General features: G+C 65.9%; 8 protein-coding genes and 1 pseudogene. 3 read left to right on the forward strand and 6 right to left on the reverse strand.

The features are described from left to right. Positions 1-20: 20 nt before the first annotated feature. From metH to POS15_RS04460, 3 genes are read right to left on the reverse strand one after another with little or no spacing between them, the layout of a single operon-like run. Entirely contained in the window at positions 21-2,762 is a 2,742-nt protein-coding gene (metH, locus tag POS15_RS04450) for a methionine synthase (RefSeq protein ID WP_265183210.1), read from the reverse strand. 6 nt (positions 2,763-2,768) lie between these two features. Next, positions 2,769-3,875 (reverse strand): homocysteine S-methyltransferase family protein, encoded by a 1,107-nt coding sequence (locus POS15_RS04455; RefSeq protein WP_284129060.1) that lies wholly within the window; start codon positions 3,873-3,875, stop codon positions 2,769-2,771. A 9-nt stretch (positions 3,876-3,884) separates the two neighbouring features. After that, the gene (locus POS15_RS04460; protein WP_284129061.1) at positions 3,885-4,814 is read right to left on the reverse strand and encodes a metalloregulator ArsR/SmtB family transcription factor; all 930 of its coding nucleotides are present in this window, start codon (positions 4,812-4,814) and stop codon (positions 3,885-3,887) included. A gap of 147 nt (positions 4,815-4,961) precedes the next feature. On the opposite strand from POS15_RS04460, the gene POS15_RS04465 reads away from it, so the two are divergent. Together POS15_RS04465 and POS15_RS04470 are read left to right on the forward strand one after the other, a co-directional pair. Then, positions 4,962-6,110, forward strand: a complete 1,149-nt coding sequence (locus tag POS15_RS04465) for an acyl-CoA dehydrogenase family protein (RefSeq protein ID WP_070425471.1) — start codon at positions 4,962-4,964, stop codon at positions 6,108-6,110. Positions 6,111-6,244: 134 nt separating this feature from the next. After that, on the forward strand, positions 6,245-6,544 hold the full coding sequence (locus tag POS15_RS04470) for a hypothetical protein (RefSeq protein WP_284129062.1): 300 nt from the start codon (positions 6,245-6,247) through the stop codon (positions 6,542-6,544). 244 nt (positions 6,545-6,788) lie between these two features. On the opposite strand, the gene POS15_RS04475 is transcribed toward POS15_RS04470, so the two are convergent. The 3 genes from POS15_RS04475 to POS15_RS04485 are packed head-to-tail and all read right to left on the reverse strand — an operon-like array spanning position 6,789 to position 11,884. After that, positions 6,789-9,962: a multidrug efflux RND transporter permease subunit gene (locus POS15_RS04475; protein ID WP_046274306.1), complete on the reverse strand. Its 3,174-nt coding sequence runs from the start codon at positions 9,960-9,962 to the stop codon at positions 6,789-6,791. A gap of 15 nt (positions 9,963-9,977) precedes the next feature. Further along, a complete protein-coding gene (locus POS15_RS04480; RefSeq protein ID WP_019184365.1) occupies positions 9,978-11,255 on the reverse strand; it encodes an efflux RND transporter periplasmic adaptor subunit in 1,278 nt (425 codons plus the stop codon). Beyond that, positions 11,255-11,884 (reverse strand): TetR/AcrR family transcriptional regulator, encoded by a 630-nt coding sequence (locus tag POS15_RS04485; RefSeq protein WP_019184364.1) that lies wholly within the window; start codon positions 11,882-11,884, stop codon positions 11,255-11,257. The genes POS15_RS04480 and POS15_RS04485 overlap by 1 nt, the downstream gene beginning before the upstream one ends. Before the next feature lie 376 nt (positions 11,885-12,260). On the opposite strand from POS15_RS04485, the pseudogene POS15_RS04490 reads away from it, so the two are divergent. Next, positions 12,261-17,153, forward strand: a pseudogene (locus POS15_RS04490) (NAD-glutamate dehydrogenase domain-containing protein); the annotation flags it as partial. Positions 17,154-17,468 lie beyond the last annotated feature (315 nt).

Raw genomic sequence — 17,468 nt, forward strand, 5'->3', positions numbered from 1 at the left:
CCGTGGGTCGGGTGACGCGGTCATTCCGGATCGTAATCCAGGTTGGAGGCCAGCCAGCGTTCGGCCTGCACGCGGTCCACGCCCTTGCGCTTGGCATAGTCCACCACCTGCTCGCGCGAGACCCGGCCGACCACGAAATACTGGCTCTGCGGGTGGCTGAAGTAGTAACCCGATACCGCCGCGGTGGGCAGCATCGCAAAGCTCTCGGTCAGCTGCATGTCCGCAGTGCGCTCGGCGTCGAGCAAGTGGAACAGCGTGGCCTTCTCGCTGTGCTCCGGGCAGGCCGGATAGCCCGGGGCAGGGCGGATGCCGGTGTACTTCTCGGCGATCAGCGACTCATTGTCCAGCTGCTCATCGGGCTGGTAGCCCCAGTAATCCATGCGTACGTGCTGGTGCAGGCGCTCGGCCAGGGCTTCGGCCAGGCGGTCGGCCAGTGCCTTGAGCAGGATCGCGTTGTAGTCGTCATGGTCGGCCTCGAAACGGGCCACGTGCGGGTCGATGCCGATGCCGGCGGTCACGGCGAACGCGCCGATCCAGTCCTGCTTGCCCGTGTCGGCCGGGGCAATGAAATCGGCCAGGCAGAAGTCCGGGCGCTCGACCGGCTTGTCGACCTGCTGGCGCAGGAAGTGCAGCACGGCCGGGCCGTTGTCGGTGCGCAGGTGCACGTCATCGCCGACGCTGTTGGCCGGCCACAGCCCGAACACCGCCTTGGCAGTCAGCCACTTCTCCTCGACGATGCGGGAGAGCATCGCGCGGGCATCCTGGTACAGATCCGTCGCCTGGGGCCCGACGATCTCGTCGGTCAGGATCGCCGGGAACTTGCCGGCCAGTTCCCAGGCTTGGAAGAACGGGGTCCAATCGATCACCTCGACCAGGTCGGCCAACGGGTAATCGTCGAGCACATGCAGGCCCGGCCTGCGCGGCGTCGGCGGCGTGTAGTTCGCCCAGTCGCCCACGAAGCGCTGGGCGCGTGCCTTGGCCAGGGGCACCAGGCGCTTGGCATCGCCACGGTTGCGGTGGCGCTGGCGGATGTCGGCGTAGTCGGCCTCATTGGCGGCCACGAAGGCATCGCGCAGCTCGCGCGAGATCAGCGACTGCGCGACGCCGACCGCGCGCGAGGCATCCTTCACCCACACCGTGGGCGCCTTGTAATGCGGGTCGATCTTCAGCGCCGTGTGCGCACGCGAGGTGGTGGCGCCGCCGATCATCAGCGGCATCGTGAAGCCCTGCCGCTCCATCTCGCGGGCGACGTGGCTCATCTCTTCCAGCGAGGGGGTGATCAGCCCGGACAGGCCGATGATGTCCGCGTTTTCAGCACGCGCGGCGTCGAGGATCTTCTGCGCCGGCACCATCACGCCCAGATCGACCACATCGAAGTTGTTGCAGGCCAGGACCACGCCGACGATGTTCTTGCCGATGTCGTGCACGTCGCCCTTGACCGTGGCCATGATGATCTTGCCGTTGCTCTTGGCGGTGTCGCCACTGCGTGCCTTCTCGGCCTCGATGTAGGGCAGCAGGTAGGCCACCGCCTTTTTCATCACGCGTGCGGACTTGACCACCTGCGGCAGGAACATCTTGCCGGCGCCGAACAGGTCACCGACGATGTTCATGCCGTCCATCAGCGGCCCCTCGATCACATCCAGCGGCCGCGTCGAGCGCGCACGCGCTTCTTCGGTGTCCTGCTCGACCCAGGCGTCCATGCCGTGTACGAGCGCATGCGCAAGGCGGTCGTTGACCGGCTTCTCGCGCCAGGCCAGATCTTCGCCGCGCACTTCGCCTTTCTTGCCCTTGTAACGCTCGGCGATCTCCAGCAAGCGCTCGGTGCCGTCGCTGCGGCGGTTGAGGATCACATCCTCCACGCGCTCGCGCAGTTCCGGGTCCAGGTCATCGTAGATCGGCATCGCGCCGGCATTGACGATGCCCATGTCCATGCCCGCGCCAATGGCATGGAACAGGAACACGGAGTGGATCGCCTGGCGTACGGTTTCATTGCCGCGGAAGGAGAAGGACACATTGGAGACACCGCCGGAGACATGGCAGTGCGGCAGGGTGCGCTTGATGATGCGGGTGGCTTCGATGAAGTCGACCGCGTAGTTGTCGTGTTCCTCGATACCGGTGGCGACGGCGAAGATGTTCGGGTCGAAGATGATGTCCTGCGGCGGGAAGCCGACCTGTTCGGTCAGGATCCGGTAGGCGCGGGTGCAGATCTCGACCTTGCGCGCGCAGGTATCGGCCTGGCCGTCCTCATCGAAGGCCATCACCACCGCGGCCGCGCCGTAGCGCAGTACCTTGCGCGCCTGCTCGATGAACTGCGCTTCGCCTTCCTTGAGCGAGATCGAGTTGACCACGCTCTTGCCCTGCAGGCACTTCAGCCCGGCCTCGATCACGCTCCACTTGGACGAATCGACCATCACCGGAATGCGCGCGATGTCCGGCTCGGACATGATCAGATTCAGATAGCGCGTCATCGCCTTTTCGGAATCGATCAGGCCCTCGTCCATGTTCACATCGAGGATCTGCGCGCCATTGGCGACCTGCTGGCGCGCCACTTCCACCGCCTCCTCGTAACGCTCTTCCTTCACCAGCTTGCGGAACTGCGCACTGCCGGTGACGTTGGTGCGCTCGCCGATGTTGACGAACAGCAGGTCCGGGGTGATGACCAGCGGCTCGAGACCGGACAGGCGGGTGTGGCGGGAAGACGTCATGGGCAGGCTGGCACGGGCTGGCGGAGGAAGGTCAACGACAACGGGAACGGGGAGCAGGTGCGGTCATGCCGCATCTTCCAGCGGTGGCGCCGGCAGGCGGCGCGGCGGCAGATCGGCCACCGCCTCGGCGATCGCGCGGATGTGCGCCGGGGTAGTGCCGCAGCAGCCGCCCACCAGGTTGAGCAGGCCGGCGCTGGCGAACTCGCGCAGCGTGGTCGCCATTTCTTCCGGGGTTTCGTCGTACTCGCCGAATGCATTGGGCAGGCCCGCATTCGGGTGTGCGCTGACCAGGCACTCCGCCACGGTCGACAGCGTCTCCACGTGGGGCCGCATGTCGCTGGCACCGAGCGCGCAGTTCAGCCCGATCGACAGCGGCCGACCGTGCGCGACCGAGGCGTAGAACGCCTCTGCCGTCTGCCCGGACAACGTGCGCCCGGACGCATCGGTGATGGTGCCGGAGATCATCACCGGCAGCCGCCCGCCGCGGGCATCGAACACTTCTTCGATGGCGAACAGCGCGGCTTTGGCGTTGAGCGTGTCGAAGATGGTTTCCACCATCAGGGTGTCGGCACCGCCGTCGATCAGCCCATCGATGGCCTCGCGATAGGTCTCGCGCAGCGCATCGAAGCTGGTATTGCGGAAACCCGGATCGTTCACGTCCGGGCTGATCGAGGCGGTGCGGCTGGTCGGGCCGAGCACCCCGATCACGAAGCGGGGCTTGCCCGGCGTGGTCGCCGCGACCGCATCGCAGCAGGCCCGCGCCACGGCGGCACCGGCTTTGTTGAGCTCGTAGACCAGGTGCTCAAGGTGGTAGTCGGCCTGGCTGACCGAGGTCGCGTTGAAGGTGTTGGTCTCGACCAGATCGGCACCGGCCTCCAGATAGGCGGTGTGGATGCCGCCGATGACCTCCGGGCGGGTCAACAGCAACAGGTCGTTGTTGCCCTTGAGGTCATGGCCCTGCGGCGCCTCGCCGGATGCGGCATGGTCGCAGCCGGGACCGTGGTGATGGTCGTACCCCCCGGCGAAACGCTCGCCGCGGTAATCGTCCTCCTCCAGCCCGTGCCGCTGGATCATCGTGCCCATGGCGCCATCGATGATCAGGATGCGCTGGGCCAGCGCCGTTTCCAGCGCATGCACGCGGTCGGGGTGGAGCCAGGGCAGGGATGGCATGGGCAGACCTCAGGGCTTGCTGGCAATCAGCGAAATGACTTCGAAATGCGGCGGGCGCTTCTCGCGGGTCACGGTTTCCAGGCTGGAGACGACCAGGCCGGCCTTCTCCACGAACTTGCGCAGTTCCTTGTCGCTGAAACCAAGGTTGACGTGGCCATACGCGTCCACGGCCGCACGGTGTTCGTGACGGGCCAGGCTGCACAGCAGCAGGCGACCGCCCGGGCGCAGCACGCGCGCGCCCTCGGCGACGGCCTGGGCCGGCTTGGCCGCGTAGGTCAGTGCGTGCATCAGCACCACCAGATCGAAGCTCTGGTCGGGGAAGGGCAGGGCGTGCATGTCGCCTTCGCGCACTTCCACGTTGGCCAGCCGGCGCAGGCGCTCGCTGGCGGCGGCGACCACGCGCGCGCTGGTGTCGATGCAGACATAGCGCTTGGCATGCGGGGCGACCAGTTCGGCCAATACGCCGTCACCGGAGGCGATATCAAGCACGTCACCGGTTTCCAGCAGCGGCAGCGCGGTGCGCGCCAGCGCCTCCCAGGTGCGGCCGGGGGAGTAATGGCGTTCCATGTCGCCGGCGACGCTGTCGGCCCAGTTCTGGTCGGCGGCGCGGCTGGCCATCACCGCGGCCACGCGTTCAGCATCCTTGCGCAGCAGCGGATCGTCGCTGCCGGTGCTCAGGGCATGCCACAATGCGCGCTGCGCCGGATCCAGCGCGGCGTCATCGAAGCGGTAATACGCCGAGACGCCCGAGCGACGGTCGCGGACCAGGCCGGCTTCCTTGAGCCGGGCCAGATGGGTGGACACCCGCGGCTGGGCCAGCGTGGTGATGGCCGACAGCTCGGCCACGGTGAGTTCTTCCTGTTCCAGCAGCGCCAGCAGGCGCACCCGGGTGGCGTCGGCGAACACTTTCAGCCGGACGGACCAGTCCTCGAGATCCATAAATATCTACCTATCGCGATATAGAGATATTTTCGTCCTTTGGCGGCGGTGCGGTCAAGTCAGGCGTCCTCTCCCCGCCCCCCGTACAATCGCCCGACCGGGCCGCGCGCACTGCGGCCCCTTTCACTCTGTACCCGGGAGGGTGTTGTGGATTTCAGCTTTACCGAAGAGCAGTTGATGCTGCAGGACGTTGCGCGCCGTATCGCGCAGGAAAAAATCGCGCCCAGCGCCGAACACCACGATCGTACCGGCGAGTTCCCGCTGGAGAACATCCGCCTGCTGGGCGAGAACGGTCTGATGGGCATCGAAGTGCCTGAAGAATACGGCGGCGCGGGCATGGACCCGATCGCCTACGTCCTGGCGATGGTGGAGGTCGCCGCCGGAGACGCTGCGCATTCGACGATCATGTCGGTCAACAATTCGCTGTTCTGCAACGGCATCCTGACCCATGGCAGTGAAGCGCAGAAGCAGAAGTACGTGCGCGCCATCGCCGAGGGCGAGGCCATCGGCGCGTTCGCGCTGACCGAGCCGCAGTCCGGGTCGGATGCGACGGCGATGCGCTGCCGGGCGGTCAAGCAGGCCGATGGCACTTACGTGATCAACGGCAAGAAAAGCTGGATCACCTCCGGCCCGGTCGCCAAGTACATCGTGCTGTTTGCGATGACCGATCCGGACCAGGGCGCGCGTGGCATCACCGCGTTCATGATCGACACCGACAAGGCCGGCTTCCACCGCGGCAAGACCGAGCCGAAGCTGGGCATCCGTGCCTCGGCCACCTGCGAAATCGAGTTCCAGGATTACGTGGCGGCCGCCGAGGATGTCGTCGGCAAGGAAGGCGAGGGCTTCAAGATCGCCATGGGCGTGCTAGACGCCGGCCGCATCGGGATCGCCTCGCAGGCGATCGGCATTGCGCGTGCCGCGTATGAGGCGACGATCGAATACGTGAAGGACCGCAAGGCCTTCGGCGCGGCGATCGGCACCTTCCAGATGACCCAGGCCAAGATCGCCGACATGAAATGCAAGCTGGACGCAGCCCTGCTGCTGACCCTGCGCGCGGCATGGGTGAAGGGCCAGGGCAAGCGTTTCAGCAATGAAGCGGCGATCGCCAAGCTGACCGCCTCCGAAGCGGCCATGTGGATCACCCACCAGGCGGTGCAGATCCACGGCGGCATGGGCTACTCCAAGGAAATGCCGCTGGAGCGTTACTTCCGTGATGCCAAGATCACCGAGATCTACGAGGGCACCTCGGAGATCCAGCGGTTGGTAATCGCGCGCAACGAGACGGGTCTGCGCTGAGGTTCGACGGCCACGACCCACGGTCGTGGCCTGCTGGCGACGGCCGTCGCCTCGCGACCGCCAGCCAGGTAGGTGCCGACCGTTGGTCGGCACGCGTAGTGCAGAATATGCGGTTCCGTTCTGCAGGAGATTCCATGGTGATCTATCGAGGCGCAGGGTTCCTGACGCTGCTCACGCCCATCGCGGCCCTGCTGCTGTTGATGTGGCTGTGGCCGGATCCGAGCGTCGACCACGGCAATACGTCGCTGCGGCAGCTGTTGTTCGGTTTCGCCACCGGGGCGTTCATCAATGTGCTGCTGGGGACATTTCTCAATCACGGTGCGCGCGCGCCCGGCGAGCCTGCCCGTCACCATTTCTTCTACATGCCGATGCAGTGGCCGTCGCTGGCGATCGTGGTCGTCTGCGCGGTATGGGGCGCCATCCGCGTGAATTGATCGCCGGCAGCTGCTCGCCAGGTAGTGCCGGCCGCTGGCCGGCAACCAGGCGGCCCTTCCCGAGCAACCGGAGGAGCCGGCCAGCGGCCGGCACTACCGGGATCGCTTCCGGTCAGCCACACATGGTGTGACCCGGCATGCATGACACACAAAAAAGCCCCGGCTCGCGCCGGGGCTTTTTCGTTTCAGCGTGACCACCCACGGTGGTCACCTGCGGTGGGGCAACCGGGGCTGCCCCTGTCCCTTAACGATCCGGACGGTGCGCCGTGTTGGCTTCGCCCTGGCGTTCCAGGAACTCCTTGGACGGTTCGTCCAGCTTGTCGCCCAGCATGCGGCGGACCACCACGAAGAACACCGGGATCATCAGCAGACCCAGGAAGGTGGCGAACACCATGCCGCCGATCACGCCGGTACCGATCGCGTGACGTGCGTTGGCGCCGGCACCGGTGGAGATGGCCATCGGCACCACGCCCATGATGAAGGCGAAGGAGGTCATCAGGATCGGGCGGAAACGCAGGCGGGAGGCTTCGATGGTCGCTTCGCGCAGGTTCTTGCCTGCGGCCCGCTGCTCCACCGCGAACTCCACGATCAGGATCGCATTCTTCGCGGCCAGGCCGATCACGGTGATCAGGCCGATCTTGAAGTACAGATCGTTCGGCAGGCCACGTGCGAGCGAGAAGGCCAGCGCGCCCAGGACACCCAGCGGCACCACCAGCAGCACCGCCACCGGGATCGACCAGCTTTCATACAGCGCGGCCAGGCAGAGGAACACCACCACGATGGACAGCACCAGCAGCAGGGTCGCGGCGTTGCCGGCCAGGATTTCCTGGTAGGACATGCCCGACCAGTCGTAACCGAAGCCGGCCGGCAGGTCGTCGTTGACGATCCGTTCCATCGCCTGCATCGCCTCGCCCGAGCTGCGGCCTTCCGCCTGCGAGCCGACGATGTTGACCGCCGAGTAACCGTTGTAGCGGCTCAGCGACGGCGGGGCGGACACCCACTCGGACTTCACCACGGTGCTCAGCGGAATCATCGCCTGCGTACCGTCGGCGTTGGTCTGCAGCGTGCTGGGCGTGTAGAAGCTGTTCAACGACTCCGCACCGGTGCGGTACGGACCATCGGCCTGCAGGGTCACGCGCTTGATGCGGCCTTCATAGAAGAAGTCGTTGACGTACACCGGGGCCAGCATCAGCTGGATGGTGCTGTACACGTCCGACACCGACAGCCCCATGGTCTGCGCCTGCACGCGGTCCACGTGCAACTGCAGCTGCGGGGCGTTTTCCAGGCCGTTCGGGCGCACGCCGGTCAGCAGGTCGCTTTCCTGCGCCGCCTTGCCGAGCAGGATGTTGCGGGCCTGCGTCAACTGCTCATAGCCCACGCCGCCACGGTCCTGCAGCCACATGTCGAAGCCGCCGAACTGGCCCAGGCCCTGCACGGTCGGCAGGTTGACCACGAAGATCTGCGCTTCCTTGATGCCGAAGAACGCGCCGTTCATGTTGTTGATGAACTCGGGCACGGTGATGTCGCGGTCCGCCCAGGGCTTGAGGCGGATGAAGCCCATGCCCACGTTTTCACCGGAACCGACGAAGCTGAAACCGGCCACCTGCAGCATGCCTTCGAAGCCATCCTGCTTTTCCAGGATGCCGCGCATCTGGGCGAAGGCGTGGTTGGTCTGCGACTTGGTCGAGCCCGGCGGCAGCTGCACGATCGCCAGCGCATAGCCCTGGTCTTCTTCGGGCAGGAAGCTGCCCGGCATGCGCGTGAACAGGAAGCCGCACAGCACGGTCAGCACCACGAACAGGATCATCCAGCGCGGGGCATGCTTCACCGCCGAGGTGATGTGGCCCACGTAGGTGTTGCTGACCTTGTCGTAGTACTTGTTGAAGGTGCGGTAGACGATGTTCGGGTTGTCGTTGTGCGTCGGCTTGAGGAACGTCGCGCACAGTGCCGGGGTGAAGCCCAGCGCCAGGAACGCCGAGAAGGCCATCGCGATGGCGATCGTCAGCGCGAACTGCTTGTAGATCTCACCGGCGGCGCCGCCCTGCAGGGCCGACGGAATGAACACCGCCGCCAGCACCACGGTAATGGCGACCACCGCACCGGTGATCTGGGTCATGGCCTTCTGGGTGGCGGCCTTGGGCGGCAGCTTCTCCTCGGTCATGATGCGTTCGACGTTCTCGATCACCACGATCGCGTCATCGACCACGATGCCGATCGCCAGCACCATCGCAAACAGCGTCAGCTGGTTGATGGTGAAGCCGATGATGCTCATGCCCAGGAACGTGCCCAGCAGCGCGACCGGGATGACCAGGGTCGGGATCAGCGTGGCGCGGAAGTTCTGCAGGAAGATCAGCATCACCAGGAAGACCAGCGCGACCGCTTCGATCAGGGTCTTGACCACTTCCTCGATCGAGATCTTCACGAAGGTGGTGCTGTCGTACGGCGAGAACCAGCTGACACCGGCCGGGAAGCTCGGGGCCAGTTCGTCCATCTTGGCGGTGACCGCGTTGGCCACGTTCAGTGCGTTGGCGCCCGGCAGCAGCTGGATCGCGAAGGCACCGGTCGGCTTGCCGTTGTACTGGGTATCAAAGCCGTAGTTGTTCGCACCGAAGGCGATCCGGGCGATGTCCTTGAGCAGCACGCGCGAGCCATCGGTGTTGGCGCGCAGGATGATGTTCTCGAACTCTTCCGGCGAGCTGAAGCGGCCTTCGGCCGAGACCGTCGCGGTGAAGTAGTGGCCTTCAGGCGAGGGGTCCGAGCCCAGCGAACCGGCTGCGAACTGCACGTTCTGGTCCTTGATCGCGGCCAGCACCTGGGTGGCCGACAGGCCGTAACCCTGCATCTTTTCCGGGTTGAGCCAGATGTTCATGGCGTACTCGGAACCGAACTGCTGGGTGCTGCCCACGCCGGGGATACGTGAGATCTGGTCGAGCACGCGCGAACCGACGATGTCGTTCAAGGCATCGCGGTCGATCGAGGCGCTGTCGGACTGCAGGGCCACCACCATCAGGAAGCCGGCGTTGGCCTTGGCCACCACCACGCCCTGCTGGGTCACCTCGGTCGGCAGGCGAGGGGTCGCCAGCGACACCTTGTTCTGCACCTGGACCTGGGCGATATCGGCATCGGTGCCGGTTTCGAAGGTCAAGGTGATGGTGACGCGGCCGTTGGAGGCCGAGGAGGAGCTGAAGTACAGCAGGTGATCGATGCCGGTCAGCTGCTGCTCGATCACCTGGGTGACCGACTTTTCGGCGGTGTCGGCGCTGGCGCCGGGGTAGGTGGCGCTCACCGTCACCTGGGGCGGTGCGATGCTCGGGTAGGACTCCACGCCCAGACCCAGGATCGAGATCACGCCCGCAAGCGAGATCAGGATCGCGACCACCCAGGCGAATACCGGGTGTTCAATGAAAAATTTAGGCATGACGGAGGATTCCCGTTATTGCTTGTTCGGTTCGGCAGCCGGAGCGGCGTCGGACTTCGTGGCGGCGGCATCGGCCGGGGCGGCAGCGGCGTCAGGCTGGGCGGCATCGGCCGGAGCGGCGCCTGCCGGAGCAGCACCCGCCGGAGCCTGGCCATTGCCGTTGCCGGCGGCCGGGTTCCACGGGGCGGCCTTGGCCGGGGCGCCTTCCTTGACCTTCTGCACGCCGGCCACGATCACCTGGTCGCCGGCATCCAGGCCACCGCTGACCAGCCAGTTGCTGCCCTGCTGGCCTTCGCTCTTCACGTTCTTGCGGATGACCTTGCCATCCTTGCCGACCACCAGCACGTAGCCGCCGGTGGTGTCGCGCTGCAGCGCCTGCAGCGGCACCAGGTAGGCGTTGTTGCGCTCACCCAGAGTCGCCTGGAAGCTGACGAAGGCGCCCGGCAGCAGGATCTGCTGCGGGTTGGGCAGCACCGCGCGCAGCGAGACCGCGCCGGTGGCCGGGTCGACCGTGGTCGAGGAGAAGTCCAGCGTGCCCGGCTGGTCGTAGACGGTGCCGTCGGCCAGCTTCACCTGCACGGTGGACTTGCCGTCCCCGCTCAGGGCCAGTGCGCCCTTGGCCTGGGCCGCGCGCATCTGGGTCAGCTCATCCACGCTCATGGAGAAGTTCACGTACAGCGGGTCGAGCTGGTCCACGGTGGTCAGCAGGGTGACATCGCCCTGGCCGACCAGTGCGCCTTCGGTGACCTGCTGCTTGCCGGCGCGGCCGCTGATCGGCGAACGCACTTCGGCATAGCCGAGGTTGATCTTCGCGCTGGCCAGCGAGGCCTGGGCCTGCTGCACCGCCGCGGCGGCGGTACGCTCGGTCGCTTCGGCCGCGTCCAGATCGGACTTGGAGACATAGGCCTGCGGGGCCAGCGAGCGGGCGCGGTTGGCCGCGGCCTTGGCGTTCGCGGCGGTGGCCTGGGCCGAGGTCAGCTCGGCCTGCGCGGCGTTGAGCGCAGCGCGCAGCGGTGCCGGATCGATCAGGAACAGCACCTGGCCTTCCTTCACATCCGAACCTTCCTGGTAGACGCGCTTGAGCAGCACGCCCGGCACACGGGCCCGGACATCGGCACTGCGGTACGGCGACAGACGGCCGACCAGCTCACGCTGCAGGGGCAGGGTCTGGGGCTTGGCCTCGATCACGCCCACTTCCGGCGGCGGCGGGGCCTGCTGCTCTTCCTTCTTGCAGGCGGTCAACGCAAGGGCGACTGCGCACGTCAGGGCAAGGGTGCGGAGTGGGGCGATCATCAGGAGAAGCTCCGGTGTTGGTTTGAATGCGAAGCCGTGGCGGCTTCGGGCGCAGCGAACGCGCGCAGGAAGCTGTCGACGGAGAATTCTGCCCAGCGGCGCCGCACGGTGGCGTCAGCGCGATGGGGGATGTGGAAGCGCTGTTTTTCGAAATCCAAGCCGGCGATCATGCTCAATAGCAGTTCAGCCATGAAGTGCGGGTCGTCATGCCTCAATTGGCCTTGCGCGGACCGGGTTGCCATCCATTCAGAAACATGAAGCGCCAGTGCCCCGGCGCCGTCCTGGTAAAGGGTGCGGGCTTCCTGGGGGAACTGGCTGGATTCTGTCGCGATCAGCCTCCGGGCCTGGACCACGTGAGGCTGATTGAAGTGATCCAGGTAATCGTTGGCGAACTGCAGCAGGCTGCCACGCAGGTCATCACCGTCCAGTGAGCGCAGCCCGGCGGTCGCGCGGCACACATGCCGCTGCATCACCCGGCGCAGGAGTTCCTGCTTGCTTCCATAGCGGCTGTAGAGGGTCTGCTTGGAGCAGCCGGCATGCTGGGCCACCGCGTCCATGCTCAGCTGCATCCCCTGGCTGGCCAGCAACTCGCGCACAGCATCGAACACGCGATGATCGCGCGCGTCCATCGTGCTGGCGGCGGGGTGTGGGGGAGTCACGCGGTGGACTATACCGTCCAGTTCAGAATTGTAGAAGCCTTGTCTTTCGGTGCGTTTTGATGACCAACGTCAAGTTGCAACCGAAGCGGCCGATGCTGCGACGGAGGGAGCGCCATGCGCTGATCCGTACGTCGCCGAATTGACATCGCCGATGTAAACGGGACCCAACCCGAATCACCTTATTCCGTCCTGCAGCAAGGTATTTCTGTGCGGTAGGCCTACAATTTCATTTTCCCAACTGAGCAACACGCACCGCTCCGTCATGAAACCGCAAAAACCAGCAGCCAAGACCGTGAAAAACAAATCCAAACCAGCCGATACGCAGACTGTTTCGCCAGTGGGCTTCTCGCTGGAGCCGGTGTACACGGCCTTGCGCAAGCGCTACCCGTCGGCCGGGCAGGCCGAGGCAGTGGCTTTTGCCGCCGACTTCTACAAGCGCATGGAGGCGGACGAGTTCCCGCACCACAGCGCCGAGGAGTGGGCCGCACTGGCAGCGGACACGCTGGAATTCGCGCGTGTGCGCAAGCCCGGCAAGGCCAACGTCCGCGTGTTCAACCCGACGCTGAAGGGCAACGGGTGGGAGTCGCCGCATACGGTGCTGCAGATCGTCAATGACGACATGCCGTTCCTGGTCGACACCGTCACGATGTCGCTGGCCGAACACGGCGTTGGCGTGCACGTGCTGGGTCACCCGGTGATCCGCTTCGCGCGTGACAAGGCCGGCAAGCTGACCACGGTCAGCGACGGCACCGCCGAATCGGTGATGCTGCTGGAAATCGACCGTCAGCCGGCCGAAGCCATGGCCGACGTCGAGAAGGCGATCATCAAGGCGCTGGACGAGGTGCGTGCCATCGTCCGCGATTGGGACGCGATGCGTGCCAAGGCGCAGAGCCTGGCCGACGATCTCGGCAGCCGCCAGCTGCCGGTTGATGCCGCCTCGCGCGCCGAAGCACAGGAATTCCTGCGCTGGGCCGCCGACAATCACTTCACCTTCTTCGGTTACCGCGAGTACCGCGTCGAGAAGCAGGGCAAGGAAGATGTGCTGGCGCCGTTGAACGACACCGGCCTTGGCCTGATGCGCGGGCAGGACAAGTCCGCCGCGCGCCCGGTCAAGACCCTCGCCGCGCAGGGGCTCAATGCCACCTCCGGTTTGAAGGACGCACTGATCCTGACCAAGACCAATGCCCGTTCGCGCGTGCATCGCTCCGGTTACATGGATTACATCGGCGTGCTGGAGTTCGACGCCAAGGGCAAGATCATCGGCGAACAGCGCTTCCTGGGCCTGTTCACCTCCAGCGCCTACAACCGCCGCCCGTGGGAAATCCCGCTGGTGCGCCAGCGCCACGAATACGTGATGAGCAAGTCCGGCCTGGCGCCGAGCAGCCACAGCGGCAAGGCCCTGCGCCACATCCTGGAAACCCTGCCGCGCGAAGAACTGTTCCAGTCCAGCGAGGACGAACTGTTCCGCACCGCCATGGGCGTGCTGGGCCTGCAGGAGCGCGTGCGCAGCCGCCTGTTCCTGCGCCGTGACAAGTACAGCCGTTTCATCTCCGCGCTGGTGTACCTGCCGCGCGAACGCTTCAACACCGATGTGCGCCTGCGCATCGAAGCCATGCTCAAGGACGCCCTGCAGGGTGAGTACGTGGACAGCTCCGTGGTGCTCGGCGAATCGCCGCTGGCCCAGGTGCATCTGATCGTGCGCCCGAAGGCTGGCCAGTCCCTGGAAGTGGACACCAGCGAACTGGAGCAGAAGCTTGCCCAGGTGCTGCGCAACTGGCAGGACGATCTGCGCGAAGCGCTGGTCGCCCGTCATGGTGAAAGCGAAGGCCTGCGCATCGCCGCGCGTATCGGCAAGGCGCTGCCGGCCGGTTACATCGAAGACTCCAGCACCGAAATCGCCGCCAACGACGTCAGCCAGCTGGATGCGCTGACCGGCCCGGACGATCTGCGCCTGAGCCTGCAGGCCGTGCAGCGCGAAGGTGGTGAAGGCCTGCGCCTGAAGCTGTATCGCCAGCTGGATGACATCCCGCTGTCCGACGCGCTGCCGATGATGGAAAACATGGGCCTGCGCGTGATTGCCGAGCGTCCGTACCGCCTGACGGTCGACAACGCGCCGGTGTACGTGCAGGACTTCGAAGTCGAATCGGTGGCCGGTGCGATCGATGCACCGAGCGTCGATGAAGCCTTTGGCGAGACCTTCGCCCGCGTGTGGCATGGCGATGCCGAGAACGACGGCTTCAACCGCCTCGTGCTCGCTGCCGGCCTGCACTGGCGCCAGGTGGCGATGCTGCGCGGCTACTGCAAGTACCTGCTGCAGACCGGCGTGCCGTTCTCGCAGGCCTACGTGGAAGGCACCTTCACCCGTTACCCGCTGCTGGCCCGCCTGCTGGTGGAGCTGTTCGAAGCCCGCTTCGACCCGGCCACCGGCAACGAGAGCAAGGATGCGATCGCCGAGGGCCAGGCCCAGCTGCGCGCACACCTGACCGTGCTTGCCGGTGGTGACGAAGCCACCCTGAAAGTGCTCAAGACCGTGGTCGATGCACGCAAGGGCGACCGCACCGTGCAGATGGATGCCGCGCGCGATGCGCTGCTGAAGCTGATGGACCGTGTCTCCAGCCTGGATGAAGACCGCATCCTGCGCAGCTTCATGGGCGTGATCGATGCGACCCTGCGCACCAGCTACTACCAGACCGATGCCGAGGGCCGCCCGGGCCACGTCATCAGCTTCAAGTTCGATTCGGCGCTGGTGCCGGACCTGCCCAAGCCGCGCCCGTACCGCGAAATCTTCGTGTACGGCCCGCGCGTGGAAGGTACCCACCTGCGCTTCGGTGCGGTGGCCCGTGGTGGCCTGCGCTGGTCGGACCGTCGCGAAGACTTCCGTACCGAGGTGCTGGGCCTGGTCAAGGCGCAGATGGTCAAGAACACCGTGATCGTGCCGGTCGGTGCGAAGGGTGGCTTCTTCGCCAAGACCCCGCCGGTGAACGGCGACCGCGATGCGATCTTCGCCAACGGCGTGGCCTGCTACAAGCTGTTCATCCAGGGCCTGCTGGACATCACCGACAACATCGTCAACAACAAGATCGTGCCGCCGGTGGATGTCGTGCGCCATGACATGGACGACCCGTACCTGGTGGTGGCCGCCGACAAGGGCACTGCGACCTTCTCCGACATCGCCAACGGCCTGGCCGTGGCGCATGGCTTCTGGATGGGCGATGCCTTCGCCTCCGGTGGCTCGGTCGGTTACGACCACAAGGGCATGGGCATCACCGCGCGCGGTGCGTGGGAGTCGGTCAAGCGCCACTTCCGTGCGCTGGGCCGTGACAGCCAGAGCCAGGATTTCACCGCGGTCGGCGTGGGCGACATGTCCGGCGACGTGTTCGGCAACGGCATGCTGCTGTCGCGCCACATCCGCCTGGTCGCCGCGTTCGATCACCGCCACATTTTCCTGGACCCGAACCCGGATGCGGCCACGACCTTCGTCGAGCGCGAGCGTCTGTTCACCGTGCCGCGTTCCAGCTGGGCCGATTACGATGCCAAGCTGATCAGCAAGGGCGGCGGCGTGTACCCGCGTACGCTGAAGTCGATCGAGATCACCCCGCAGGTCCGTGAAGTGCTGGGCCTGGACGAGGGCATCAAGTCGATGGCCCCGAACGATCTGATGAGCGCGATCCTGAAGGCGCCGGTCGATCTGCTGTGGAACGGCGGCATCGGTACCTACGTCAAGGCGGCCAGCGAGCAGCACAGCGACGTCGGCGACCGTGCCAACAACGCGCTGCGCGTCAATGGCGGCGAGCTGCGCTGCAAGGTGGTGGGCGAGGGCGGCAACCTGGGCATGACCCAGCTGGGCCGCATCGAAGCTGCCCAGGCCGGCGTGCTGCTCAACACCGACTTCATCGACAACTCGGCCGGTGTGGACACCTCCGACCACGAAGTCAACATCAAGATCCTGCTCAATGATGTGGTGCGGGCCAAGAAGTTGACCGTCGAGCAGCGCAACAAGCTGCTGGCCTCGATGACCGACGAAGTGGCCGCGCTGGTGCTGATGGACAACTACCGTCAGAACCAGGCGCTGAGCCTGATGGAACGCATGGCGGTCAAGCGCCTGGGCTCCAAGCAGCACTTCATCCGCACGCTGGAACAGCAGGGCCTGCTGGATCGCCAGATCGAGTACCTGCCCTCGGATGCGGAGCTGTCCGCGCGCAAGGCGCGTGGCCAGGGCCTGACCCGTCCGGAGCTGTCGGTGCTGTTGTCCTACTCCAAGCTGGTGGCCTTCCAGCAGCTGCTCGAGTCGGACATCCCGGAAGATCCGTACCTGTCCAAGGAACTGCAGCGTTACTTCCCCACGCCCCTGCAGAAGAAGTACGCCGACGCGATGGAGCGTCACCGCCTGAAGCGCGAAATCATCGCCACGGCCGTGACCAACCAGACCATCAACCGCATGGGCGCCACCTTCCTGATGCGCATGCAGGAAGACACCGGCCGCACCGTGGCCGAGGTCGCCAAGGCGTACACGATCAGCCGTGAAACGCTGGACGCACGCGCCCTGTGGGCACAGATCGACGCCCTCGACGGCACGCTGCCGGAGTCGGTGCAGATCGACGCACTGGAAGTGATCTGGAAGCTGCAGCGCTCGTTCGTGCGTTGGCTGCTGTCGCGTCCGGGCGCCATGCCGGGCATCACCGAAGCCGTCAACCGCTACCAGGCCGCGTTCAACGACATCCGCGACGCCTCGGGCGTGCTGCCGGATTCGCAGCGCCCGGCCTACGAGGCGAGCGTGCAGGAGTGGAAGGACAAGGGTCTGCCGCCGGCGTTGTCGCAGCAGCTCTCGGAACTGCAGTTCCTGGAGCCGGCGTTCGACATCATCGAGCTGGCCCGCACCCGCAAGCTCAAGCCGGTGGACGTCTCCAAGGTCCACTTCCGCCTGGGCGATGCCCTGCAGCTGCCGTGGCTGTTCGAGCAGATCGACGCGCTGGAGGTCAATGGCCGCTGGCACGCCGTGGCCCGTGGCGTACTGCGCGACGAGCTGGCCGCCCACCATCGCAACCTGGCTGCCCAGGTCCTGTCGATGAAGGGCAACAGCGCCGAAGCCAAGGTCGCCGCCTGGATGGGCCGCGATGACAGCAGCCTGCGCTTCACCCTGGCGATGCTGGCCGAACTGGCCGAGCAGAAGACCCTGGACTACCCGACCGTTTCGGTCGCGGTGCAGCGCCTGGGCCAGCTGGCTTCGCATGGTGCGTAAGCATGGTGCGTAAGCGCATTCGCGCTGACGCCCCACGGTTTGCCCTGCAAACCGTGGGCCCCATGCAAACCCTGCGTCCAGACCCCCGCGCCTTCGGCGCGCCCCCCTGACTCAGGGGGGCTCTGCTCCAGAGGTGTGTTTCTGGATCTGGCAGGTGCATGACTGATCAACGGCCCCGCTCACGCGGGGCCGTTCTTTTATGTCGGTGGCCGGCATCCGGCAGGCACCGACCGTTGGTCGGTGCGGACGTCGACATGACCGCAACACTACGCCACGACCAACGGTCGTGGCCTACCGGGGACGTGGCGGGTATGC

Source organism: Stenotrophomonas sp. BIO128-Bstrain (assembly GCF_030128875.1).
Classification (GTDB): domain Bacteria; phylum Pseudomonadota; class Gammaproteobacteria; order Xanthomonadales; family Xanthomonadaceae; genus Stenotrophomonas; species Stenotrophomonas bentonitica_A.